At 56.9% G+C, this 22,429-nt stretch carries 26 protein-coding genes; 8 read left to right on the forward strand and 18 right to left on the reverse strand.

Annotation, left to right across the window (positions count from 1 at the left end):
* Positions 1–37 precede the first annotated feature (37 nt).
* Both ACR0LH_RS17820 and ACR0LH_RS17825 read left to right on the forward strand, forming a co-directional pair.
* Positions 38–490, forward strand: coding sequence for a MarR family winged helix-turn-helix transcriptional regulator (locus tag ACR0LH_RS17820; protein ID WP_480721928.1), 453 nt, complete (start codon positions 38–40; stop codon positions 488–490).
* 61 nt (positions 491–551) lie between these two features.
* Entirely contained in the window at positions 552–1,781 is a 1,230-nt protein-coding gene (locus tag ACR0LH_RS17825; protein WP_480721929.1) for an adenylate/guanylate cyclase domain-containing protein, read from the forward strand.
* Here the strand turns inward: ACR0LH_RS17825 and ACR0LH_RS17830 are convergent.
* Positions 1,778–2,587, reverse strand: coding sequence for a division plane positioning ATPase MipZ (locus ACR0LH_RS17830; protein ID WP_170388145.1), 810 nt, complete (start codon positions 2,585–2,587; stop codon positions 1,778–1,780). The genes ACR0LH_RS17825 and ACR0LH_RS17830 overlap by 4 nt on opposite strands.
* 211 nt (positions 2,588–2,798) lie before the next feature.
* Here ACR0LH_RS17830 and ACR0LH_RS17835 point away from each other — a divergent pair, with 211 nt between their 5' ends.
* From ACR0LH_RS17835 to ACR0LH_RS17845, 3 genes are all read left to right on the forward strand, one after another.
* A complete protein-coding gene (locus ACR0LH_RS17835; protein WP_480721930.1) occupies positions 2,799–3,686 on the forward strand; it encodes an AEC family transporter in 888 nt (295 codons plus the stop codon).
* Between the two features lie 78 nt (positions 3,687–3,764).
* On the forward strand, positions 3,765–5,345 hold the full coding sequence (locus ACR0LH_RS17840; protein ID WP_480721931.1) for an MFS transporter: 1,581 nt from the start codon (positions 3,765–3,767) through the stop codon (positions 5,343–5,345).
* 107 nt (positions 5,346–5,452) lie between these two features.
* Positions 5,453–5,881, forward strand: a complete 429-nt coding sequence (locus ACR0LH_RS17845) for a CBS domain-containing protein (protein ID WP_480721932.1) — start codon at positions 5,453–5,455, stop codon at positions 5,879–5,881.
* A gap of 576 nt (positions 5,882–6,457) precedes the next feature.
* Here ACR0LH_RS17845 and ACR0LH_RS17850 read toward each other — a convergent pair.
* From ACR0LH_RS17850 to ACR0LH_RS17860, 3 genes are all read right to left on the reverse strand, one after another.
* On the reverse strand, positions 6,458–7,195 hold the full coding sequence (locus ACR0LH_RS17850; protein WP_480721933.1) for a hypothetical protein: 738 nt from the start codon (positions 7,193–7,195) through the stop codon (positions 6,458–6,460).
* Between the two features lie 95 nt (positions 7,196–7,290).
* Complete coding sequence (locus ACR0LH_RS17855) at positions 7,291–8,964, reverse strand: sulfatase-like hydrolase/transferase (protein ID WP_170617099.1); 1,674 nt, start codon at positions 8,962–8,964, stop codon at positions 7,291–7,293.
* Positions 8,965–8,978: 14 nt separating this feature from the next.
* Positions 8,979–9,134: a hypothetical protein gene (locus ACR0LH_RS17860; protein ID WP_170380012.1), complete on the reverse strand. Its 156-nt coding sequence runs from the start codon at positions 9,132–9,134 to the stop codon at positions 8,979–8,981.
* A 106-nt stretch (positions 9,135–9,240) separates the two neighbouring features.
* Between ACR0LH_RS17860 and ACR0LH_RS17865 the strand changes: the two genes are divergently transcribed.
* Entirely contained in the window at positions 9,241–10,197 is a 957-nt protein-coding gene (locus tag ACR0LH_RS17865) for a helix-turn-helix domain-containing protein (protein WP_480721934.1), read from the forward strand.
* Positions 10,198–10,466: 269 nt separating this feature from the next.
* Here the strand turns inward: ACR0LH_RS17865 and ACR0LH_RS17870 are convergent, their stop codons facing one another.
* The 3 genes from ACR0LH_RS17870 to rplS form a co-directional block, all read right to left on the reverse strand.
* On the reverse strand, positions 10,467–11,756 hold the full coding sequence (locus ACR0LH_RS17870) for a hypothetical protein (RefSeq protein WP_480721935.1): 1,290 nt from the start codon (positions 11,754–11,756) through the stop codon (positions 10,467–10,469).
* A gap of 650 nt (positions 11,757–12,406) precedes the next feature.
* The gene (gene rpmE, locus ACR0LH_RS17875) at positions 12,407–12,628 is read right to left on the reverse strand and encodes a 50S ribosomal protein L31 (RefSeq protein WP_170388151.1); all 222 of its coding nucleotides are present in this window, start codon (positions 12,626–12,628) and stop codon (positions 12,407–12,409) included.
* Between the two features lie 11 nt (positions 12,629–12,639).
* Positions 12,640–13,023, reverse strand: coding sequence for a 50S ribosomal protein L19 (rplS, locus tag ACR0LH_RS17880; protein ID WP_039541573.1), 384 nt, complete (start codon positions 13,021–13,023; stop codon positions 12,640–12,642).
* Positions 13,024–13,404: 381 nt separating this feature from the next.
* Between rplS and ACR0LH_RS17885 the strand changes: the two genes are divergently transcribed.
* Positions 13,405–14,202 (forward strand): glycoside hydrolase family 25 protein, encoded by a 798-nt coding sequence (locus ACR0LH_RS17885; protein ID WP_170485990.1) that lies wholly within the window; start codon positions 13,405–13,407, stop codon positions 14,200–14,202.
* Here the strand turns inward: ACR0LH_RS17885 and trmD are convergent.
* From trmD to ffh, 9 genes are all read right to left on the reverse strand, one after another.
* On the reverse strand, positions 14,199–14,996 hold the full coding sequence (gene trmD / locus ACR0LH_RS17890) for a tRNA (guanosine(37)-N1)-methyltransferase TrmD (protein WP_170570428.1): 798 nt from the start codon (positions 14,994–14,996) through the stop codon (positions 14,199–14,201). The genes ACR0LH_RS17885 and trmD overlap by 4 nt on opposite strands.
* Positions 14,993–15,808: a hypothetical protein gene (locus ACR0LH_RS17895; protein WP_480721937.1), complete on the reverse strand. Its 816-nt coding sequence runs from the start codon at positions 15,806–15,808 to the stop codon at positions 14,993–14,995. The genes trmD and ACR0LH_RS17895 overlap by 4 nt, the downstream gene beginning before the upstream one ends.
* Positions 15,808–16,311, reverse strand: a complete 504-nt coding sequence (rimM, locus tag ACR0LH_RS17900; protein WP_170618300.1) for a ribosome maturation factor RimM — start codon at positions 16,309–16,311, stop codon at positions 15,808–15,810. Before rimM ends, ACR0LH_RS17895 begins: the two co-directional genes overlap by 1 nt.
* Positions 16,304–16,450, reverse strand: a complete 147-nt coding sequence (locus ACR0LH_RS17905) for a hypothetical protein (protein WP_170418159.1) — start codon at positions 16,448–16,450, stop codon at positions 16,304–16,306. Before ACR0LH_RS17905 ends, rimM begins: the two co-directional genes overlap by 8 nt.
* A 4-nt stretch (positions 16,451–16,454) precedes the next feature.
* A complete protein-coding gene (gene bluB, locus ACR0LH_RS17910; RefSeq protein ID WP_480721939.1) occupies positions 16,455–17,090 on the reverse strand; it encodes a 5,6-dimethylbenzimidazole synthase in 636 nt (211 codons plus the stop codon).
* 12 nt (positions 17,091–17,102) lie between these two features.
* Positions 17,103–17,492 (reverse strand): 30S ribosomal protein S16, encoded by a 390-nt coding sequence (gene rpsP / locus ACR0LH_RS17915; protein ID WP_480721940.1) that lies wholly within the window; start codon positions 17,490–17,492, stop codon positions 17,103–17,105.
* A gap of 96 nt (positions 17,493–17,588) precedes the next feature.
* Positions 17,589–17,885: a chorismate mutase gene (locus ACR0LH_RS17920; RefSeq protein WP_170388166.1), complete on the reverse strand. Its 297-nt coding sequence runs from the start codon at positions 17,883–17,885 to the stop codon at positions 17,589–17,591.
* Entirely contained in the window at positions 17,882–18,436 is a 555-nt protein-coding gene (locus ACR0LH_RS17925; protein ID WP_480721941.1) for a GNAT family N-acetyltransferase, read from the reverse strand. The genes ACR0LH_RS17920 and ACR0LH_RS17925 overlap by 4 nt, the downstream gene beginning before the upstream one ends.
* The gene (ffh, locus tag ACR0LH_RS17930; RefSeq protein WP_170418150.1) at positions 18,433–19,938 is read right to left on the reverse strand and encodes a signal recognition particle protein; all 1,506 of its coding nucleotides are present in this window, start codon (positions 19,936–19,938) and stop codon (positions 18,433–18,435) included. Before ffh ends, ACR0LH_RS17925 begins: the two co-directional genes overlap by 4 nt.
* Positions 19,939–20,413: 475 nt before the next feature.
* Between ffh and ACR0LH_RS17935 the strand changes: the two genes are divergently transcribed.
* Entirely contained in the window at positions 20,414–20,944 is a 531-nt protein-coding gene (locus tag ACR0LH_RS17935; RefSeq protein WP_170388174.1) for a prolyl-tRNA synthetase associated domain-containing protein, read from the forward strand.
* On the opposite strand, the gene ACR0LH_RS17940 is transcribed toward ACR0LH_RS17935, so the two are convergent.
* Together ACR0LH_RS17940 and ACR0LH_RS17945 are read right to left on the reverse strand one after the other, a co-directional pair.
* Positions 20,945–21,685 carry an aspartate/glutamate racemase family protein gene (locus tag ACR0LH_RS17940; RefSeq protein ID WP_480721942.1) on the reverse strand — a complete coding sequence of 247 codons (741 nt, stop codon included), beginning with the start codon at positions 21,683–21,685 and terminating at the stop codon, positions 20,945–20,947.
* A 73-nt stretch (positions 21,686–21,758) separates the two neighbouring features.
* The gene (locus tag ACR0LH_RS17945; RefSeq protein ID WP_480721944.1) at positions 21,759–22,340 is read right to left on the reverse strand and encodes an FMN-dependent NADH-azoreductase; all 582 of its coding nucleotides are present in this window, start codon (positions 22,338–22,340) and stop codon (positions 21,759–21,761) included.
* Positions 22,341–22,429 lie beyond the last annotated feature (89 nt).

A 22,429-nucleotide genomic window follows, 5' to 3' on the forward strand; every position in this document is an offset into this window, starting at 1 on the left:
GCTTGTCCGATAATAGTTGATTTTGTAACTAACAAGCATGACGAACACGGAATCCGACAAAAAAGATGAATTTGATCTGCGGGTTTTCCTGCCCTATCTGCTGAACCGGGCGGCCGAGGAAAGCTCGTTAGAGTTTCAGCGGGCCTATAAGGATCGGTACGGAATGTTGCGCACCGAATGGCGCGTTCTGTTTCACTTGGGCAATTACGGTGAGATGACCGCGAAAGAGATCGGAACGCGGGCGCGGATTCACAAGACCAAGATCAGCCGTGCGGTCAGCAAACTAGAGCAGCGCAGATACCTTGCGCGCACTCGGAGCCAATCAGATCGCCGGGTCGAGCAGTTGACGCTAACGGCTACCGGGCAGACTGTTTATCGCGAACTGTGCGAAATCGCGCAGAGATACGACACCAAGTTGGCGGGGATGTTTCAAGAGGATGAGGTTGCCTTGCTGCGCAAAATGCTTGGACGGCTGGCGCATATGGATTGACCACTGGTAATTTACGCTAGGTGACCCCAGATGACACCCTGAGTGGACGCAGGATATTGACATGACAGCCCCGGACCCCAACGCGGCGAAAACGAACGATCTTATCAATTGGCTGGTATCGCGTGGGCTTGCCGGTGCCGAAAAGGAAGAACTTCTGGACGGGTACTGCACGCGGCTTATTGATATGGGCGTGCCCTTGATGCGGTTTCACGCGGCACAATCCGCGCTGCACCCGGTTTACGGCGGTACGGGGTATAGCTGGTACCAGGGGCGTGGCGGGGATTATCAGAAGTTCGAGTATTCGGAAAATGTCAGCGAGGATTGGCAGAAAAGCCCGCTTTTTGCCATTCTCAACGATGATGTCGAAGTTGTGCACGAACGCATGGTGGATCAGAACGAACCCAGCCGGTTTCCACTGATCAATGAGCTCAGAGAGAATGGGGCGACCGAATATTATGCGCGGGGTGTGACGTTCGACGTCCCGACGCACAACGCGCCGCGGGACGCCAAGAAAGCCGTGGATGGTGTGTTGCTGTCCTGGACGTCGAATGCTCAGGACGGGTTTCGTGACGGCGATCTGGAACTGATCAACACTGCATTGCCCCATCTGGGTTTGGCGCTGAAATCGGCGTCGAACGCTCGGGTTTCCGAGGATCTGATGCGTGTCTATCTGGGCCGCGAAGCCGGTCGCCGTGTTCTTTCGGGCGAAATTCGGCGCGGCTCTCTGCAGCAGATTGATGCTGTGATCTGGAACTTTGATCTGGAGGGGTTCACCAGCCTGTCCGAAGAGTTGCCGGGCAGCGAGATCATCGACATGCTGAATGACTATCTGGCAGTGGCCGTCGGGGTGGTGCATGACAATGACGGAAACATCCTGAAGTTTATGGGCGACGGGCTGATGGCGATGTTCGACGTGGGCGAAATTGACGAAGACGCGCGCGCGGCTTTGAAAGCGGTGCCTGTGCTGCAAGAGAGGATCAGGCTGTTGAACGAGGAGCGCAGCGCCGCCGGTCTTCCGGTCGCCAATTTCACGCTGGCCCTGCATGCAGGTGAGATTTTGTACGGCAATATCGGGTCGGAAAGCCGGCTTGATTTCACCGTGATCGGACCGGCCGTGAATCAGACTGCAAGGATTGCGGGAATGCACCGGTCACTGGGGCAGCGTATTCTGATTTCAGACGATGTAGCGCAGGCGGCCATGCCGTGCAGTCAGGATTTGATCTCGGTCGGGCGTTACATGCTGCGTGGCGTGCCGGAACCGAAAGAACTGTTTACCGTGTATAACGGTTAAAAGTCGATCTCGACCCCCGGCAGGTTTAGCTCTTTCATCATGTCGCGCAGTTCCTGACGCGCGGCGATGTTCGAGATATTGAGCTGCTTGACCCCGATATCCTTGAGGTCCAGCAGGGTCAGCCCGCGCGGGAACAACTCGCGGAAGATCACGCGTTCGGAAAAGCCCGAGGCGACGCGGAACCCGATGCGTTGCGACAGCATCTCGATCGCGCGCTGCATCTTTTCTTTGTTGACCATGCGCTGCGTACCCACACGGTTGCGCACAACTACCCAGTCGATCGGTTTCAGACCAGCCTGCGCGCGCAACTGACGGGCGTTCCAGACCATCTCGGAATATACCGACGGGCCGAGGATTTTTTCGCCCTTTGAGTCAATCCGAGCCAGCAGGTCAAAGTCGATGAAACTGTCGTTCAGCGGGGTGATTAGCGTATCGGCCAGAGAATGCGCCACCTGGCTGAGGCGTGTATGCGAGCCGGGGCAGTCAATCAGGATGAAATCGCTGTCGCTTTCCAGCTCGGCAACCGCGGCAGATAGACGATGGTCATAGATATTCTCGCCCGGTTTCAACTTGGTCGCGTCAATCTCGGGCAGGTCGTGGTGGCGCGGTGTCGGCAGGGTCAGGTCCGAGTTTTTCAGGAAATTGGCGCGATTTTCAAAATAGCGTCCAAGGCTGCGTTGCCGAAGATCAAGGTCCAGCGTGCTGACCTTATGCCCCAGCCGTGCCAGCGCTGTGGCGACGTGCATTGAAACGGTAGACTTGCCTGCGCCGCCCTTCTCGTTCCCCACTACGATGATATGTGCCATACCTGTATTCCCACGTCCCGCCGTGTTTGACCACACGTTGTTGAAAAACACTATATGTTGTGGAAGCTGGGAAGGGAAGAACCCGAAACACAGTCGGTGCTCAATAAAATTCGCTGTTGCTGAAATCTCAGGGCAGGGTTTGGTCGCACGCTTGCCAAACTCAACCACCTGTTTCACTGTCCGAATTACGAAATTGGATCAGGGGCTTGCGGTGGACCATCTGTTTCTAAACGTGCTGAACGTGGTCCTGCCTGTGCTGATCTGCGCCGGGATCGGGTATAGTCTGGCGTTGTTCAAAGCCCCGTTCGACAACAAGGTCATTGGCGGGATCGTGTCTCGTGTCGGGTATCCGACGCTGATCATCTCGCACCTTTCAACGACAAAGATCGCGGTGGGGACATTCCTGGACGTGATGGCTGCGGCGGCGCTGGCGATCGCGGGCTTTGGCGTGCTGGGGTTTGTGGCTCTTAGGGCCATGCGCTTGCCGGTTCGCGCGTTCCTGACGCCTTTGATGCACGGCAATGTCGGCAATATCGGCCTGCCGATCACGCTTTTGGCGCTGGGCGATGCCGGGATGGCGTACACGATGGGGTTTGTGGTCGTCGTCCTGATCAGCATCTTCACCCTGGGCATGTGGATTCCGGCTGGTGAGTTTTCACCGAAAAAGCTGGCCACGTCCCCGATCATCTACGCGGTGATCGTTTCACTGGTGCTGATGGCGACGGGGTACAGTCTGCCGCAACCTGTGGCCAAGTCGTTTGACATTCTCGGCGGTCTTTCCATCCCACTGATGCTTTTGACTCTGGGTCACACACTGGCGAGCCTTCAGGTACAACGCCTTGGCCGCGCCGTGATCCTGACTGTGCTGCACCTGATTATGGCGATTGCGATTGCGACCACGCTGGTCTGGGCATTCGGCTTTACCGGGGCTGAGCGCGGGGCGGTTATCCTGTGCTGCCTGATGCCGTCATCGGTGGCAACTTACCTGTTCATTGATCAACACATGCCGGAATACGGCCCGGACGTGGCTGGGTTCATTCTGGTGTCAACGCTGACAACGATCGCTGTTTTGCCGCTTGCCCTGTCCTATTGGATCTGAGGTTATGCGTTGGCTCAAAAACCTGCTAAGGTCTTGATGTGGAGTCTCAAAGGCGTCGGTGGGTTTGAGGGCGGAGCGATGTCACAGACGAATTCACATCCGGATGGGGCGCGGGTCGTTCTGGCTATGACCGCGATCTGCATGATGGTCGTTGGGTTCAACACAACCGCAGTTGCGACCATCCTGCCCAACCTCAAGGCCGAGTTCGATCTGACACCGTCGGGCCTGCAATGGGTCATGGCGACGTACACCGTCGCCAGCGCCACCTTGGTGACTATCGTCAGTCGGTTGGGGGACATCACGGGCAAGATGGGGGTGTTCTTCTTTGGCATGATCGTCTTTGCCATAGGGTCTTCGCTTGTCCTTTTCGCGCAAGATGGCGCGATGCTCTTGATTGGGCGCGGCGCGCAAGGGGCGGGTGCTGCGGCGCTGTTTGGCACGTCTCTGTCGCTGTTGACTGCGGCAACGCCAGAGGAACAACGCGCCAGCGTGACAGGCGCCTGGGGCGCGATCGTCGGGCTGGCGATTGGCGTTGGCCCTATAGTCGGCGGTGCATTTGCCCACTACGTCAGTTGGCGAGCGGTGTTCGCAACCGATCTGATCCTTTTGGTGATCGCCTTTGTTATTGGCCTGAAAGTGAGCAAGCAGAAATTCGTCCCGGACACGCGTCTTGCCGGGGCGCGGTTCGATTACTTGGGGGCCATGGCAATCCTGCTGTTTCTCGGGCCGTTGTCTTTTGCGCTCAGTAGCGGGGAAAGCAACGGTTGGACAACGCCAATGACGCTGGTGCCGTTGGGTGTCGCAGCACTGGCTACTGTCGGTATCGTTCTCGCCGCGCGGCGCAGCGATGATCCGTTGATCGAGCTGAGGTATTTTCGTCATCCACGCTATTTCATGGCCGCAGCGGGGATGTTTTTCACCGGCTTCACGCTGTTTGGGTTCTTTGTCTATTTCAATACTTTCGTGCAGTCGCCAGACGCCTTTGGGTATTCCCCCGTTGGCGCGGGGCTGGCGATCATGCCGCTCAGCCTCAGCATGTTCGTTATTTCGGTCACGGCGCCGCGGTTTCTGGCGCCCTACAGCTTCCGGTGGCCGGTCGTGATCGGACTAGGTGCGATGGCCTGCGGGTTCCTGCTGTTGATGGCAACAACGAACACGACGCAATACGGCGAGATTTGGTGGAAACTGATGATGGTCGGGGTCGGGTTGGGTATTTGTTTTTCGTTGCTACCACGCCTTGGTCTGCGGCTGCTTCCAGAGGCGCATGTGGGGCAGGGGTCTGGTGTGATCAACGCCTGCCTCTATTTCGGCGCAACTTTGGGCGCGGTTGTGTGCGGTTTGGCCGAGGCGATCACCATCCGACGAGGCTTGTCCGAAGTGATCGACGCGCTGCCCAGCGGTTCAGCCCAGCGCGAGGATCTCGCCCACGCGCTTGCACACGGAACCCCAAGCCAGATCCAGCAGTTGATCTCGGCGATGGAACCTCAGAGCGGAACAGCACTGGCAAAGGCTCTGCGGGACTTGCAGGACAACGCTTTTGAAAGTGCAATGATGGTCACCGCGATTGCAGCGCTGATCGGCATGGCGCTTGCTCTGGTTCTTTTGCGTGGTCCGGTCCCGCCAGTTCACAGTGCTGCGGAACTGGCAAAACAGCGCTGATCCAAATTCTGTTGCTCCCGGCCTGAAATGAGCATTTTGAGAATGATTTAACCTCGGATTTCGCAAATCTGTGCTATTCTGAGGCAGTTTTATTTAGGAGTTACATCATGGTTATTCAGTCTGTTGCGCAAATTGTCGAACATCGCGAAATCCCCCAAACATCGCCTGACGAGACCGTTCGCAAAGCGTGTCATGTTCTGGATCGCCTGAACGTGGGTGCGCTTGTGGTTTTGGAGGAAGATACCCTTGTAGGTATTCTGAGCGAGCGCGACGTCATCCGAAAGTGCATTTGCCAAAGCAAGCGTACGTCCGACACGATGGTGCAAGAGATCATGACGCCCAATCCCCAGGTTGTGTCCGTAAACAGCGGTCCGGCGGATGCGCTTAGGGTCATGGTCGATGGCGGGTTCCGACATCTTCCAGTTCTTAGCCGAGGGAAGGTCGTTGGATTGCTTTCAATACGTGATGTGCCGACCGAGTATCGCTTGATGCTGGAGCGGTACAAGGAACACGTTGCGCCGCCTGCCCACGTCTAGCGCATAGGGCGAAACAAAAAAGGCCGCCCAAAGGGCAAGGCCCTATAGGTAAATGTTGAAAGAGGTTGAAAGTTCAGCCTCTTTCCTTTTGTGCTCCTATAGAGAGGTTCGAAAATTGGCGCCAACTATCAGACGTTCGATTTTGGTGCAGCGAAGGACCGCTTCGAGCCCATAGTGACCGATGCTGCGCGATCAACCGACGGCGGCTATGCGCAGACAGCGGACTTTGCAAAGTCTTGGGTACAGATCGTAATAGAAGTCTCTTTTCTCAGAACTCTGGGCCTAAGCATCGCTGGCTGGGGATTAGAAGCGCGAACAACGGATTCAGTTTCAAGGTTCAAATCCATCTCAGCGGATCGCCTAGAGACTGTTGGTCTTCCCCGAGTTCAGAGCGGAGCGACCAGATAGAATGATGCGGCGCGAGTGACGCCAATTTATTTCCTACCAACCCGGCGCGGGCAGGGATTGGCTCAAGGCAGTTCCAGGAAGGGTCAAGATAGGCGCAGAATACAAATGGCTGAACAGAGTTCTGGACTGTGACATAGATGATCTTCGCCGAGGTTGGGTGTGGGTGAACTAGTAGTTGAAACGCAAACCCAAGCCGGCACCTTTATCGTAGGGGCGGTCGGAACCTATACCGATTAGGAAATCAGCATAAATTGCGATGCCAGGACTGAGGTTCTTGCCAATCTGGAACTCAGCGGTCGCTGGCCAAGCATCGTTCTCCCAGTCATATGGTGCTTTGATGTCAGCCTTGGCCCAGTACCCATCGCCAAACGGTTGTAGCGCAATCAGCCGCATCGCGGTTTGGTTTATGTCCGTCGGGCCATTGTATGAAGCAAAATGCTGGAGCAGTGGGATCAGCGTCAGCCCTGATTTTGTGTTTGCAAAGGCGAACCCGCCAAAAGGCGCAATTTGATCGGACCCGGTTCCGATCCCATTTTCCGGGTCGCCAAAGTCCAGAATCCACTCCAGACCAATGGCCGACTTGATGGCCCACGTTTCGTTGAGCGGTCTCTGAGAAGGGAAATAGATCGCTTTGAGGCTCAATTTCTCGAAGTCAGTGAACCGAGTTCCAGTCACATCCGTTGAGTTGTAGTGCAACTCATATTTCAGTTTCAGATCAGGCCGCAGCATGTATGCGCCATCTATAAAGGCGTCCTGCTTGTCAGCACCGTTGCCCAAATCAAAATACTGATACCGGATGTCCGTGTTATTAACTGCGGCCAAAGGGTTTGAAGCGTTTTCATCGGCGATTGCTGGGGCCGCAACAATGCCAGTCGCCAATGCAAGGACAAGCGCTTGGATTTTCATATTGTTTCCAGAATTTTTGTTGTGGATGCCAAGCCGCACATCAAACATATCATTATCTGATGCGGGGCTTGCATTACTCTTATCAGCTTCACCTTTTAGTCGGGCTGAATGTCCCGCTTGGCGACAAAGGCATCCACCGCTACGACGGTTTCAGGACGAAGGTTCACGATACCTTCATAGGGACGTCCAGTCGCGGCCGGTTGATCGGGGTACATTTCCTTAAATTTCAGGTGGCGGGCAATAATGCGGTTAAACTCATGTCCAGCCCATGCTCCGATCTCGGTCGATACGCTCTGTTCTTCGCGGGGGTCGCGGAACAGGTTGTAGAACTTGGCCACGATAGCATTTTCACCTTTGGCCGGAACTTTGAGTTTGATGTGTTCCTTTACCACCTCTTTCAGCGAATTGATCGAGTAGATCAGTACATGATCCCTGCGCCCATGCGTATCGCCAATAAACATCAGGGACGTCTGATCGACACCGTCAATGATCCGGTCGCGGGGGATGGCATCCATCGCTCCGCCGATACGCGCAATTGACGTGAACAAATCAGAGATATGAATAATGTCAGATACAATCGAGTCTCCCTCGATCAAGCCGGGCAGGCGGGCGAACGCATCCACCCGAACGCCTCCTTCAGACGTATCGGCCTTGCCGCCCCGGAAGACCAGCGGCGAAAACCCACTGCCGGGGGCATATTTGGTGAAGTGACCGTTGTCGCCCATCAAAACGATCAGGGTATTGTCCCTAAGCCCCAGCGCATCGACTTCGTTCAGAATGACCCCGATCCATTCATCCAGCTCTTCCATGCTTTCAACGAATGTACCGCCGTTGGGTGTCGTGAACGCCTCTCTCGTCGTGCGCGTTGTCGACAGAGGGACAAGCGGCCAGTATTGCAGGAAGAACGGTTCATCCCGTTCTGCTAGCAGGCGCAACTGTTCCATCGCCTGTGCCTGATAGCGGATGTTCATTTCATTATATTTGTCCTGGGTCCATTTCTCACCCGGTTCCATATGGACTTCGCGGACCTCCCCGCCAATAACAGCTTCGAGGCCGGTAATCATGTGTCCCGGATCAGGGCGAAACCAATCATCCAGCGTGTATTTGGAGTTGTAGTTGTCTTCCCCTATGGCCATGGTGATTTCTTCCTTGGCTGCATCTTCGTTGAAGATGGCCAACTGGCCCTGCTGATGGATGGGGAACGCAGCGTAGTCAAAGCCCTGATAAGTAGGCCAGGATTCCTGAATGTCGCCCATGTGCCATTTGCCAACATGCGAGGTGTTGTAGCCTACCGATTTCAGAACTTCGGCAATTGTGACTTCTTCATCGGCAAGGCCAAAACCTGAAATATCGACGGCGGTATCGCCCATCCCATTGCGATACGGCTGGCGACCCGTCATGAAGGCGACCCGCGACGGTGTGCAGGACGGCTCGGTATACATGCGCGCAAACCGCATGCTTTCCTCTGCGAGCGCGTTGATATTGGGCGTCGAATACCCGCGTATCGCGTTCATCTCGGGCATACCCATGTCGCCAAAACCCATATCGTCAATAAGGATGTAGAAGATGTTTGGAGGGTTCCCTCCGTTTTTCTCCCGAAAATCGGCCAGCAGTTGGTCAACCTGTGCGTCGTTCTCGACCCAAACGGCTTCGTTTTGCTGCTTCAGGACATAGTATTCCGCATCATGCACGATATTGCTGTCCTGAGCTGCCGCCGTGATAGCGGAGCCGGTAAAGACCAGCGCTGAGAGGAACAGTTTTGATTTCATGAGATACCCCTGTTTCATGATTTACTTGTTTTCAGACCTTCAAGGATCAGATGATGGCAAAAGGTTGAAAGGGAGAGTTCGCTGTCTTCAGCCTGTGAGCGCAACAACTCTTTTTCGCTTTTGGTTAGCAGCGTTACGACGCGTTCGGTGCGCGCAGTATCGTCAGGCAACGATGGGCGTCCGAACCTCTTCCCTCTCGATTTGTCTGCTTTGTCTTGCAATTGTCCAAGCCTACATATTCGAATAACATTTCATGAAAACTACCTGCGGGGCGGAATGGACGACATCAAAAAACGATCAGCCCCCAAAAAAACCTGCGCCCCAAACACACTTTTTTTGCAGGACCCTTCGCAATTCCGCGAGCTGTCCCAATGGGATGTTGAGCTACGCCAAATTGAGGAGGGAACTATGAACTCTTCGGTATCCGTTTGGGCAGGTCTTGACCTTCAAATGATTGATTTGTCGTTTGATAAGACTGTGTACCAAACTGGTGTTTCTCGCCCTGACATTCTAGCGTTTGGCTTACCAGACAAAGGGAGTGTACGGACTTGGCTTAACGGCTCACCCTCAGACACCGCTCGGATGAATTTTGGTAGCGGAGACCCTTTTGAAGGCGTGAGCAATTCAACGCTCACAGGCCTGACCTTTGGCATCAACATCCGAAGGGCTCAACGGATCGCCGACGATTGCGGTCTTGATATCAGCACCGTGCGAAATGACGCTTTAAGATCTTTCGTTAGCGACGCTGGAAAGCTTCATTCCTTAGTCAAAAACAAAGCGCGCTTTCTAATTGGATCAGCGGCCGGACCAAGCTCTGATAGTGAAGAGAGTGATATGATCTTTGAGCTTCTGGAAATGCTGGTGGTAGGCGAAAAATGGAGTGATCGGCGAAACAGTAAAAATAGAACCCGTTTAGCACAACAAGCCGTTGAGTTCATGCGGGCCCATTTGATGGATAACGTTTCAATCGGTGAAGTATGTGCAGATATTCAGGTATCTGCATGCACTCTTCGTCGCGCGTTTCAGGAAACATATGGGGTGAGCCCCAAGCAGTTTTATCTAAGAGCCCGTCTCGGTGCTGTGCGCCATGAACTGGTGTCCTGCTCGCCAGAGGAGAGTATATCGGACATCGCAAACGCTTACGGATTTTGGCACATGGGTCAGTTCGCGCGAGACTACAGAGCACTCTTTGGACAACTGCCGACACAAACGTTGTCAGGCAAAGTGAACTGAAACAGAGCTTGGCAACAGTCTTTGGCGCACAGTTTGTGTTAAGCAATTGTAGTTGCGGAGCCACTGTCAGAGTTCAGTGGCTATCGACGCTGAGACCTTGGCAGTACGCGGCCTAACTTGTCCGCAACACGAGAATTGCAAAGTCGGATTTTGTAGGTCCGCTTCGGGCTGAAACCGAGCATCCAGAGGCCTAAGTGCAACGGTGGCTTTGTCCGCAGAGCAGCCTTAGGGTAACGCAAAAACGAACCGCGGTTTTTTGCTTGCTGAGTTCAGAAGCTGAAGAGATCCCGATCATACACAAAGCCCTTTGCAATACCGAGCTTCATAGCTGGGCTCTTGTGTTCTTTTACCATGAGGTCGGTGTAGTTATGGGCAAACCTCAAGATGTCCACCAGCTTCATAACCATGACCGGGTTGTAGTACTGCTTGTAGTACCACAGACTTTTGCGGCCCGAGGTTGACAAGCCACGCTCAAATCCCATGACCTTGGTCCGTGCCCGAGCGTGATACATGTCCACCGGATGCGTTCCCGCCCGAACAGCGAACTGTGCCATCTGGGCAAAATCTAATCGTGTTGGGTCAGTGCGGAAAATCACCCGCTTATGCGGCTCGTTGATGAAGTGGAACGGATAGTGAATGCCGGCCGATTCAGACTGACCGGTATGATCCATTAGGAGCGCCCTGATGTCGGAGAGCGCCACATTGCCAAAGGAGGCTTCCAAAAGGTACTCCATGGCGCCGTCCTGTGGCCTGGAGACAGCCTGGTCACCGTCTCCAGGCAAGTACCCTGCCTGACGCATCAAATACTCCACGCGCTCTAATTCCTTGTTGCCATCAGCCACAAACCCCAGGCGTCGCGGATGGCTTTCATTCTTTGCCATGGTGACGTCTGCAATCCGCACCAATCTCTTCTGCACTTCATTTTTGAACACAGCCAAAAAAGCTGAAGAGACACCCGTATCGCGGTCAACTGAAAAGTTCAGCAGTCGATACTTCCGACCGATCTTTTTCTTGAGCAGCATGATATGTGCAAACTCGGCCGCGTCTTGTCGAACCCTGGCGGCCATCTCAAGGAGCCTGATATCGTCATCAAGTTCTCTTGGCTTTTTGTTACGGTGCCACCGACTTGATTTTGGGTTGGTCGCCTCGTGTCGTTTGCAAATGTACTCGATGTACTCACTGGCAAACCAAATCCGAGCGTTCTCCCGCATAGAACGAGGTTTTTCTTTGTCTCCGATAATTTCCATCGCCTTTTCGACGGCAAGCGGGTGAACGTCAGGATCAACATCTGTTGTAGACGCAATGACATACTTGCTGTCGCTGTGGACGGTGCACATGTGGCGCACTTCTACAAGTTTACGAATACCTCTGTCGGGCCAGTTCACCTGAAGGATTTGTGTGTCCGTGGCGAAGTGAGGACTATCCCCTTCAAATACTTCGGGCAGTCGCTTTTCCCGATCTGCTGCAAACGCTTGGCATTGCTCGTGGATGAAGTCGATCTTCGAATAGACTTCCGGAAGTGATGTATCCAGTAACCGTGAGATAGCTGAAAGCGTCACGCCATTAACCAGTGATCTAAAGACTTTACCATTTAGGTCACTACGCTTATGTCGCCTCGTCGAGCGACCAATCGAGAAGGTCTTCTTACACGCTTTGCACTGATATCTTGGATCTCCTTTGGCCGTCTTACCGAACTTTCGATACCGGCTCGGCATGAGCCCAACGGTCGCTCCATGATTGATACATGCAACACTCGGACAACTTTCACGTTTTGTTCTTCTATTCAGGCGGGAGAGCCTTGCGTATTCTTCCGCCAAAGCCTTGTTGGACTTGAGGATGCTAGACCGTCCGCAACTTGGGCAAACATAGGTGCGCTCACCTCCAGACCCGGAGACCTTGCCCCGCGCCAAGTTCGAACCAGGGTTAGCTGGTTGGCCGCGCCCATCTCGTGGGTCAGGTAATACGCCGTAAAGGTCACAAAGTGGATTGCGGCAAAAATTGACTGAGAAGCCACCCGGCAGGCGAGGAAGCCGAGTTCTCATTTTGTTCGCAGATTTTTGCGAAGCCTTCGTGGGTTCCCGCACGTCACAAGCTCATATTTCTAAACGAAAAAGACCAGCAGGTTAGCTGCTGGTCGATAGCTCGTCAACATTTACCTATAGTGGCTTGGCCCAAAGGGGCGGCCTTTCGTTTGAGAACCGGGTCCGGCTTAGAAGCCCAGACCTTCGTATTTCTTTTTGAACTTCGACACACGGCCGCCGGCGTCCATCAGGCGCGCGCCGCCACCGGTCCATGCGGGGTGCACGGAGGGGTCGATTTCCAGGGCCAGCTGGTCGCCCTCGGCGCCCCAGGTGGATTTCATCTGAACCACGGTGCCATCGGTCAGTTTGACGTCGATGATGTGGTAGTCGGGATGGATGTCTTTTTTCATCTTTCCGCTCCTTACGCCTCGGCGCCAGCCTTGGGCTTGTAGTTGGTGACCTCTGCGATACGCGCGGATTTACCGCGACGGGTGCGCAGATAGTACAGTTTGGCGCGACGGACGCGGCCGCGGCGGACAACGGTGATGCTGTCGATGTTGGTCGAATGCAGCGGGAATACACGCTCCACGCCTTCGCCGAACGAAATTTTGCGGACGGTGAACGAACCGGCGATGCCGCTGCCACCTTTGCGCGCGATGCAGACGCCTTCGTAGTTCTGCACACGGGTACGCGACCCTTCGGTCACTTTAAAGCCGACACGGATGGTGTCACCGGCTTTGAAATCGGGGATGTCTTTCCCCAGGGCGGCAATCTGTTCCGCCTCAAGCTGTGCGATCAGGTCCATCGCATTCACTCCTATCTGCTCGTGGTTGGTCCACGAAGTTTGGGCACGGGCTGAGAGCTCTTGGTCTTCACCGGGTTCTGCGTACAGCCCGCCAGAGGTCAGATCGAATGTTCCTTTGGTGCGGTTTGTTCCGCCGCGCCGTAGCTGAAGAAAGCCGGGCGTCACGACGAGGACCAAACCAAAACACCGGAGTCGCGCAAGTGCGGCACCGGATTGCGGTCGTTTAAGGGCTTTGATCGCAGGGATCAAGCCCAAATCGTCATATTTTACAGGGCCGGTTGGTGAGTTTTCGCCGCCGAAAAACAACACCGTTGCCTTACGGGGGCGATCAGGCATTCTGGAAGGCAATTATACGAGCAGAAATTTATACAGGAACAGAACATGCGCACAGCTCTGATGCTGGCTTTAATCGCCTTTGCGACCCTGTCCTGCGGTCGCAACAGCCCTCCGCCGCAACAGGTCGAGGCCAAAGCCTTTCTGGACACGACTTCACCATCCGTGGTCTTTCCATCCTTCGGCGATGCCGACCCCCATGACTGGGAGGGGCGGCATCCCGGTCAATACCCGGTGCACGGGCTGGACGTGTCGCGTTGGCAGGGACCCATCGACTGGCGTCGGGCCAAAGCGTCGGGCGTCAGTTTCGTATTCATCAAGGCCACCGAAGGCGGAGATGTCGCAGACCCGATGTTCAATGCGCATAGCGTGGGCGCGCGCGCGGCGGGGGTGCCGTGGGGCGCATATCACTACTATTATTTCTGTCGGCCCGCGCATGAGCAGGCGCGCTGGTTTATCAAGAATGTGCCCCGAGGATCAGACCTGCCGCATGTGCTGGACATGGAGTGGACGCCACATTCCAAGACCTGCACTCTGCGTCCCGATGGCGCAACCGTTCGGGCCGAGGCGCAGCGCTTTCTTGATATTCTGGAGCGTCACTATGGGCGCCGTCCGATCGTCTATACGACCGTGGATTTCTATGGCGATACAGAGATCGGTCGCCTGCCCAAGACCGAGTTCTGGTTGCGGTCTGTCGCGGGGCATCCGCGCACTGTTTACCCCAAGGCCGTCTGGCGGTTCTGGCAATACACCGGAACCGGGCTGGTTCCCGGCGTGGATGGGCCGGTGGACATCAATACGTTCAACGGCCCGCCCGACATCTGGACGCGGTGGAAAGCGGGCTAGTCGCGCGACTTGCGATAGGCGTCCCACAGGTCGGGCCGACGGTCGCGCGTGATCTGTTCTGACATCTCGTGCCGCCAGTCAGCGATGCGACCGTGATGACCGGACATCAGGATATCGGGGATCGGACGCCCCTTCCATTCGGCGGGGCGGGTATATTGCGGGTGTTCCAACAGCCCGGAAGAAAAGCTCTCCTCCTCGGCCGAGGCTTGGTTGCCCAATACGCCCGGGATCAGGCGCACCGTTGCGTCGATCAGCGCCTGAGCAGCAATTTCACCACCCGTCATGACAAAATCGCCCAATGAGACCTCCTGAACGCCGTAGTGCTCAAGCACACGCTCGTCCACGCCCTCAAACCGGCCGCAGAGCAGGGTCATGCCGTCACAACGCGCAAGGTTCTGCATCATGCGCTGGTCCATCCGGCGTCCGCGTGGGCTGAGATAGATCAGGGGCCAGTTCCCATGCACACCCGCCATCGTATGTTCGATCGCTTCGCCCAAGACATCAGCGCGCAGAACCATTCCCGCACCGCCTCCGGCTGGGGTGTCGTCCACATTGCGATGCTTGCCGACGCCGAACTGACGCAGGTCGACCGTCTCTAGCTGCCACAATCCTTCCTGCAACGCTTTGCCGGTCAGGCTTTCGCCCAGCACGCCGGGAAAGGCCGACGGGAACAGCGTGATAATCTTCGCTTTCCAAACGCCGTGCAGGTCCGGTGTCGGGGTCAACAGTTCACGCGGTTTCAGGGTCGGTCGGATCGCCTTGCGGCCGTGGGACTTTGAGGGTTTGTCAGTCATGTCGTGCCAATCAGAGCCTTTTGCGCGCGTTCGACGATGGCCTTCTTTTGCTCGACCAGAGCCGCCTCGTCCAGATGTGAACGGTTCAGGTCCAGCAATTCCGCCAAAACGTCCTCTGGCAGTCGCGGGTTTGAATTGGCGGGCGGGACCAGAAGATTGGCCTTGTTCCGAGGCAGATTCAAAAAATCTGCAAACGGTGTGCCGGGGCCAAAACGCCGTAACTGCAACTCTTCCAACCACTCGGACAAAACCGTCACGGACGGTAATTTTTCTTTGATCCGGTCCACTGTGTCCTGCAACGGCGGGAGGTGGTCCATGTCTGCGCGATAGGTGTCAAAGTCCTGAACCTGCCGCATCCGCTGCAAGTCGTGCGCCCACAGGCTACGCAGCCAGCTTCCACGTTGGCGGAGGGACAGGTAGATCGTGATCTCGACTGCCTGCCCTGCAAATCTGTGGTGGATAGAGTCGACCAGACACGCTGCAAGGTCCGGGGCAGCAGCGTAGCCTTGCTCGAGGTTGCGGCTGGGACGCAAACCAGCGAAGTTTTCCTCGCTGATGAGAAGCCCGCGCTTGTCTCCAAAATCCAGCGTTTCCAGAAAGTCGCGCACTTGGCCGCCGAATTCCGACAGAGTGCCGACCGTGCCGTAGACCGAGTGATTGGTGGCCGCGCGCGACAGGCCGGACTTGCGGGTACGGTAGGGCAGAACCAGTGCGAAATGCGGCCAGATCAGCTCGCGGTTTTCAAAAAGAAAAGACTGCGCTGCGGTTGTGCCCGTTTTGTGTAGCCCAAGATGCAGCAGGACACGACGCATCAGATCAGGCCATCCGGGGGATCGGCGACGATACGGCCCTTTTCCAGATCGACGGTCGGAACAGCCGCAAGCGTGAACGGCAGCAGTACAGTGGCTTTCAAGCCCGGCCCGTGAAGTTCCAGCAGGTCCGTCGCGCCGTGGTTCTGCACCGATTTGACCCGGCCCAGCAGGGTGCCGCCAGTGTCATAGACGTCCAGCCCGATCAGATCGGTGTGATAGAATTCGTCGTCGGGCAGTGACGGCAACTGATCACGCCGTGCAAAAAGGCGCAAACCTTTCAGCTCGTCAGCCTGCTCCTTGGTTTCCACGCCACCGAGCCGCGCGGCAAAGCCGTTCTTGATCGAGCGGGTCAGTACCAGAGGATAACGCTCGCTCCCGTCTTCGTCTGTTAGCGGCGAATAGGTTTCGATGTCTTCGGGAATCGCGCAATAGCTCTTGAGCCGCACTTCACCGCGCACGCCATACGATCCCGCAATGCTGCCAACGCAGATCAGATCACTCATTTGGCCCATCCGTCACACATAGCCCGTCCTGCCATTGTCCAATCTCGGCGCAAACTTCGCGCTGGTTGGAGCGTTCAAAAAACACGCCCACAATAAAGGCGATCATCATCAGAATGGGAAGCCGTAACAGACCGAACATCGCCTTACCGAACCTCAACAGGCAAAGTGTCGTCGCGGCATTCCCAGCCAACTTGTTCCAGTTCTGGGGTGTCCGACGGTGCCTCGGGCCAGCCGACACAGAAATAGCCGATCAGCCGCCAGTCGTCGGGCACGTTCAGATCGCGCGCCATTTGATCGGGGTCCAGAATCGAAACCCAGCCCAGCCCCAACCCTTCGGTCCGCAGGGTCAGCCAGAACAGGGTGATGGCCGAGACCACCGAATAACGCCGCATTTCGGGCATGGTGCCTGCGCCCAGACCTTGCCCTTTGTCGGTAGCGTCGTCGCAGAACACAGCCAGTTGCACCGGTGCTTCGCGCATGCCTGACAGTTTCAGGCGGCTATAAAGCTGCGCCTTCTCGCCGGAATAGCCTTCCAGCGCCTGTGCATTGGTGGTTTGAAAATTTCGCAGCGCCGCGTCGCGCGCGGCCTGACTTTCGACGCGGATCACGCGCCAGGGTTCGCTCAGCCCCACTGAAGGGGCCAGCCGAAACGCGTCGAGGCAGCGCGTCAGCACTGCCTCGTCAATCGCGTCGGTGCGGAACCGACGCACATCGCGCCGGAGCCGCAACAACAGGTCAAACTGCGTGCGAAAATCGTCGGTGAAGGTCTGATCCCGCACGCGCCCGCCTGCTTATTCTTCTGCAGCCGCTTCTTCAGCCGGTGCAGCAGCAGCTTCTGCCGCTTCAGCAGCCTTGGCTGCTTTTTCTTCGGCGCGCTCTTGGGCTTTCTTGCCCGGAGTACCCTTGTTGGGGTTGTTGCGCTCGGCCTTTTCGCGGGTGCCGGCAGCTTCCAGCATACGTGCGATCCGGTCGGTGGGCTGGGCGCCCTGATCCAGCCAGTACTGGATGCGCTCCATGTTCATTTTCACGCGCTCTTCGCTGTCTTTGGGCAGCAGCGGGTTGTAGGTTCCCAGTTTCTCGATGAAACGGCCGTCGCGGGGCATACGGCTGTCGGCCGCTACGATGCGGTAGAAGGGACGCTTTTTCGAGCCGCTGCGGGCGAGACGAATTTTCATTGCCATGGTGGTATCTCCTTTGAATGGCATCACGCCAGAAGCGTGTATTTGTAAAGACCGGGGTCTTGTCCGGCTATTTTTGGTATTCGTGGAAACGGGCGTTTATTCCTGATGTTTCCGGTGGTGTCGGATGACTTCCTGAATGATGAAATTCAGGAAAGCCTTGGCGAAGTCAGGGTCCAGATCGGCCTGTTTCGCCAGGTCTTCTAACCGTGCGATCTGCGCAGCCTCGCGCGTGGGATCGGACGGGGGAAGGTCGTGTTCGGCCTTGAGCTTGCCAACGGCCTGCGTGTGCTTGAACCGCTCGCCCAGCGTATAGACAAGGATGGCGTCCAGCCGGTCGATGCTTTCGCGGTGTTCTTTCAACAGCGCGGCGGCCTGTGTCACGGGGTTGGTCATGCGTAAGCCTCCATGCCGCCATTTACCAGATCGGCGGGGGCAGGGTGCCGCCAGATCTCGGATGTGCCGAATTTCGGGTGTTCATAGTGATAGTCGAACGCAGCCCCCAGCCGTTTGGCCACGGCCTTGCTTGCGTGGTTGTCTGGGTCGATCAGCGAAATCGCCGTGTCCCAACCCAACACATCATAGGCATGAGTACGCGCGGCCATTGCAGCCTCGGTCGCATAGCCATTTCCGGTGGCGCTGGTCATCAGAGTCCAGCCAATCTCGGGCTCGGGCCAGCCATCGGGAAACCACAAGCCGACGCGGCCTACGTATCTGCCGGTATCCTTTTCCTCAACGCCCCAGAAGCCAAAACCACGGAGTGCCCAATGACCCAGCAGCATGGCGATCGACCGCCATGTCTCGTCCCGCCGCAGCGGGCCGCCGACAAATCGAGACGCATCACTGGCAAAGAAAGCAGCGTCCGCGTCCAGATCAGCCTCGGACGGCGCGCGCAGGATCAGGCGCTCGGTCTCAAGCCGGGGGATATGTTGCTCGATCAGGTTCACTTCTTCTTGCCAAATCCGCTCAGGCCCGGAGGCAGAGCCATCCCGCCGCCCATTCCGGGCATTCCACCGGGCATCTTGCCCATAGCCTTGGCCGCCTGTTCCAGCGCTTTGGGGTCCATACCCGCAGCCATTTCCTCGGGCGAGGGGCCGCCTTTGCCGAACATGCCTTTCATGGCCTGTTTCAGCATCTTGCCTTTGCCCATCTTGCCCATCTTCTTCATCATGTCCGACATCTGCCGGTGCATCTTGAGCAGCTTGTTGAGGTCGCTGACCTCCATCCCCGAACCGGCGGCGATGCGTTTCTTGCGGCTGGCCTGCAACAGTTGCGGGTTGGCGCGTTCGCGTTTGGTCATGGACTGGATCATGGCGATCTGGCGCTTGAGCACCTTGTCGTCCATGCCTGCCTCTTCGACCTGCTTGGCCATCTTGCCCATGCCCGGCATCATGCCCATCATGCCCTGCATACCGCCCATCTGGATCATCTGTTCCAGCTGCATCTTCAGGTCGTTCATGTTGAACTGACCCTTGACCATGCGCTTCATCATGCGCTCGGTCTGTTCCATCTCCATCGTTTCCTGGGCTTTTTCGACCAGGGCAACGATGTCGCCCATGCCCAGAATACGACCGGCGATCCGGTCCGGCTCGAAGGTCTCGAGCGCGTCCATCTTCTCGCCCAGACCGACAAAGCGGATCGGCTTACCGGTGACCGCGCGCATCGACAGCGCCGCACCGCCGCGCCCGTCACCGTCCATCCGGGTCAGGACCACGCCCGAAATGCCGACCTTGGCGTCAAACTCCTCGGCCACCTCAACGGCGACCTGACCGGTCAGGCCATCGACCACCAGCAGGGTCTCGCGCGGGTCGACCGCGTTGCGGACCTGCTCGACCTCGTCCATCAGGACTTCGTCGATGTGCAGACGGCCTGCGGTATCCAGCATATAGACGTCATAGCCGCCCAGCGTCGCCTGTTGCTTGGCGCGTTTGGCGATGTCGACGGGCTTCTGGCCCGGCACGATCGGCAGGGTATCGACGCCGACCTGCGTGCCCAGAACGGCCAACTGATCCATCGCCGCCGGGCGATAGACGTCGAGCGAGGCCATCAGGACCTTTTTGCCCTCTTTCTCTTTCAGACGTTTGGCCAGCTTACCGGTTGTGGTCGTCTTGCCCGAGCCTTGCAGACCGACCATCAGGATCGGCGCAGGTGGGTTGTCGATCTTCAGCTTGCCGGGGTCTTCCTCGCCGCGCAGTGTATCGACCAGCGCGTCATGTACGATCTTGACAACCTGCTGGCCCGGAGTGATCGACTTGGTCACGGCCTGGCCGGTCGCCTGTTCCTGCACTTTCTTGACGAACTCGCGCGCGACTGGCAGCGAGACGTCGGCCTCAAGCAGCGCAACCCGCACTTCGCGCAGGGCGGTCTTGACGTCTTCCTCGGACAGCGCACCCTGTTTCGTCAGCCGGTCGAAGACGCCGGAAAGGCGTTCGGATAGATTTTCAAACATGCCTTCGGCCTCCTTAGCCGGTTATCTCGTGGCCCTTCCTAGGTAGGAAACGCCGGTTAAATACACAATTGCCCCCACGGGCGAAACTCGCTGGTGGGGGGCGATCCCTGAACGACCCAAGGGACCGGAAGATCAAGAGGCTTCCGGATGTTTGGAGGGGGCTTTAGGCCGATTGACTGTCAGAGTCAACCGTGCGTGCCGAAAGCCAGTCATTGATTGCATCAACCAACCGATGCGATCCGGTGCCACTGACAATGAGGTGACGTCCAGCGCTCATGCCTTTGTCGAGGGTCAAGAGGCCGGCCCCGACAATTTAGATAGTGAAGAAGACCAGAATAGTGCCAATCAGCCACGGCCAGTTGGTTTGGAGTATTGCGCATCACTTTCATGGCTGGCTGCTAACGCATTTCCGCGCTGTCGTGGCTTGAAACTGCCGCCACGGTACGCGATGAGCTTAGAAAATCAGGAGAGTACTATGGACGCCTCATCCGCCTTTCAGGATACATTGCCGCTCAGCTCTGACGCGCTGTTGGCCAAATTGGATGAGTGGGGGCTGGCCTACACGCTGCACACGCATGTGCCCCTGCGCACGGTGGAGGAATCAAAGGCGGTTGAAGATCAGTTCATGGTCCCCGGTGAGAATGCTCTCCGGCTCAAGAACCTCTATCTGCGCGACAAGAAAAAGCGGAACTATCTGGTGACGCTGGAACAGAGCCGCGAGATCGACCTCAAGGCGCTGGGCGCAGAGCTGGGCGTTGGGAATCTTTCGTTCGGCTCGGCGGATCGGCTGATGCAGAATCTTGGTATTCGGCCCGGCGCGGTCAGCCCTCTGGCGATGATAAACGGTGTGGAAAACAACGTCCGGTTCTTTATGGATGCAGCGGGGCAGCAGGCCGACGTGATCTATATGCACCCGCTCGTCAATGATCGCACAGTTGCAATGAAACGCACGGACCTGATGGCGTTTTTCGACCGTATTGGCTGCGACGTGACTTGGTTGCCGTGATCAACCTTCAAGCGCCTCTTTCAACGCTGCTGCGACATGCGCTGCCGAGGGGTTGACGAATAGATGTCCGTCCGCCTCGAACATGGCGTCGTCCAGATTGTCGGGGAAGGCCAGTGGCAGTTCGGTGCAGGCCAGTAGGATCGCGGTGCCCGGCTTGGCATGCTTGTTGCAAAAAGCCACCAGCCGGGCGCGCGCCGTTTCTGATGCGCCACCGTAGAAATCCGTGTCGATCATGTTTTGCATCTCGGCAATCTCGGCCTCCGGAAGGGGCGCATTGGCGTTGATCTGAGCTTCGGCCAACCTGTCGGCATAGTTCGGTGCCTGCATCGTAACAGTTGTGCCCAGAACCAGGGCTTGTGTGGCTCCGGTCGCGGCGGTCGCTTGGGCTGCGGCATCAAAAATACTGAGGATGGGCATGGAAACGCCCTGACGGATCGCGTGCAGGCGCATATGCGGCGTGTTAGAGGCGATAATGCCGAAATCGCAGCCCGCGCTTTCCAGCGTCAGCAAGGCCTTGCGAAAGACCGCGTCGAAGGCGGCCCAGCTTTCCTCATCCCCCGCAACGCCTCTCAGCGACCGGGTCTTGGCCTGTGTGACGGATTCGATTGTCATGGGCGGGATCGGCAGAGGGGACCCATGACCACGCTCTGCAAAATATTGTCCGGCGCCCTGCGCGATGGCCCTGTAGTAATCAACGGTTGAGGCCCAGCCCACACCGCCCAAAATTCCAATTTTCTTCATAACGAACGCCCAGCCTGCACGATCCTGTTCAAGTGCAGACTGGACGTTCGGATACTCAAAGGCCAGAGGTCAATCAGGCGGCCAGCTCGGAAACCGCCTGACGCGCGTTGTTCAGCGCGGCTTCGGCGTCCAGTGCCATCCGATCAGCGGCGACAACATCGACATTGTTAATGCCGATAAAGCCCAGCACGTGTTTGGCGTAGTCTGTGGCAAAGTCGATGTCCGACCCAACAGCCGTTCCGCCCGACGCGATGGCCAGTACGGCACGCTTGCCTTCCAGCAGCCCTTTGGGGCCGTTTTCGGTATAGGAAAAGGTCAGTCCAACCCGGGCAACAAGGTCAATCCATGCCTTGAACGCCGCAGGGACCGAGAAGTTGTAGATCGGCAGGCCGATGACGATCGTGTCCGCCTGCTGCAGTTCTGAAACCAGATCGTCGGACAGGGCAAGCTGGTCGCGCTGAACCTCGTCGCGCTGATCGGCGGGGGTAAAGTTCGCGGCAATCCAGTCCTCGGTCAAAAGCGGCAGCGGAGTCGCCAGATCACGGCGAATGATACGACCGGCGTTCAGGTGCTTGACGATCCGGTCCGACAGTTCGCGCGTGGCAGACCCTTCGCGGCGGGCCGAAGCGTCGATATGCAGGATAGTTTTGGTCATTGGGTTCAGTCCTTATTGAGTGCGGTTTTTGGCTCTGGTCCCAATATGAATGTTGCGCAGGCGAACAAAACTCTGATAGTCCAACAGTG

The sequence above is a fragment of the Ruegeria sp. CL6 genome, assembly GCF_056536465.1.

Coding starts and splice junctions, on each gene's coding strand:
- ACR0LH_RS17820 (WP_480721928.1), top strand. CDS start 38: ATGACGAACACGGAATCCGACAAAAAAGATGAATTTGATCTGCGGGTT.
- ACR0LH_RS17825 (WP_480721929.1), top strand. CDS start 552: ATGACAGCCCCGGACCCCAACGCGGCGAAAACGAACGATCTTATCAAT.
- ACR0LH_RS17830 (WP_170388145.1), bottom strand. CDS start 2,587: ATGGCACATATCATCGTAGTGGGGAACGAGAAGGGCGGCGCAGGCAAG.
- ACR0LH_RS17840 (WP_480721931.1), top strand. CDS start 3,765: ATGTCACAGACGAATTCACATCCGGATGGGGCGCGGGTCGTTCTGGCT.
- ACR0LH_RS17845 (WP_480721932.1), top strand. CDS start 5,453: ATGGTTATTCAGTCTGTTGCGCAAATTGTCGAACATCGCGAAATCCCC.
- ACR0LH_RS17850 (WP_480721933.1), bottom strand. CDS start 7,195: ATGAAAATCCAAGCGCTTGTCCTTGCATTGGCGACTGGCATTGTTGCG.
- ACR0LH_RS17855 (WP_170617099.1), bottom strand. CDS start 8,964: ATGAAATCAAAACTGTTCCTCTCAGCGCTGGTCTTTACCGGCTCCGCT.
- ACR0LH_RS17865 (WP_480721934.1), top strand. CDS start 9,241: ATGGACGACATCAAAAAACGATCAGCCCCCAAAAAAACCTGCGCCCCA.
- rpmE (WP_170388151.1), bottom strand. CDS start 12,628: ATGAAAAAAGACATCCATCCCGACTACCACATCATCGACGTCAAACTG.
- rplS (WP_039541573.1), bottom strand. CDS start 13,023: ATGGACCTGATCGCACAGCTTGAGGCGGAACAGATTGCCGCCCTGGGG.
- ACR0LH_RS17885 (WP_170485990.1), top strand. CDS start 13,405: ATGCGCACAGCTCTGATGCTGGCTTTAATCGCCTTTGCGACCCTGTCC.
- trmD (WP_170570428.1), bottom strand. CDS start 14,996: ATGACTGACAAACCCTCAAAGTCCCACGGCCGCAAGGCGATCCGACCG.
- ACR0LH_RS17895 (WP_480721937.1), bottom strand. CDS start 15,808: ATGCGTCGTGTCCTGCTGCATCTTGGGCTACACAAAACGGGCACAACC.
- rimM (WP_170618300.1), bottom strand. CDS start 16,311: ATGAGTGATCTGATCTGCGTTGGCAGCATTGCGGGATCGTATGGCGTG.
- ACR0LH_RS17905 (WP_170418159.1), bottom strand. CDS start 16,450: ATGTTCGGTCTGTTACGGCTTCCCATTCTGATGATGATCGCCTTTATT.
- rpsP (WP_480721940.1), bottom strand. CDS start 17,492: ATGGCAATGAAAATTCGTCTCGCCCGCAGCGGCTCGAAAAAGCGTCCC.
- ACR0LH_RS17920 (WP_170388166.1), bottom strand. CDS start 17,885: ATGACCAACCCCGTGACACAGGCCGCCGCGCTGTTGAAAGAACACCGC.
- ffh (WP_170418150.1), bottom strand. CDS start 19,938: ATGTTTGAAAATCTATCCGAACGCCTTTCCGGCGTCTTCGACCGGCTG.
- ACR0LH_RS17935 (WP_170388174.1), top strand. CDS start 20,414: ATGGACGCCTCATCCGCCTTTCAGGATACATTGCCGCTCAGCTCTGAC.
- ACR0LH_RS17940 (WP_480721942.1), bottom strand. CDS start 21,685: ATGAAGAAAATTGGAATTTTGGGCGGTGTGGGCTGGGCCTCAACCGTT.
- ACR0LH_RS17945 (WP_480721944.1), bottom strand. CDS start 22,340: ATGACCAAAACTATCCTGCATATCGACGCTTCGGCCCGCCGCGAAGGG.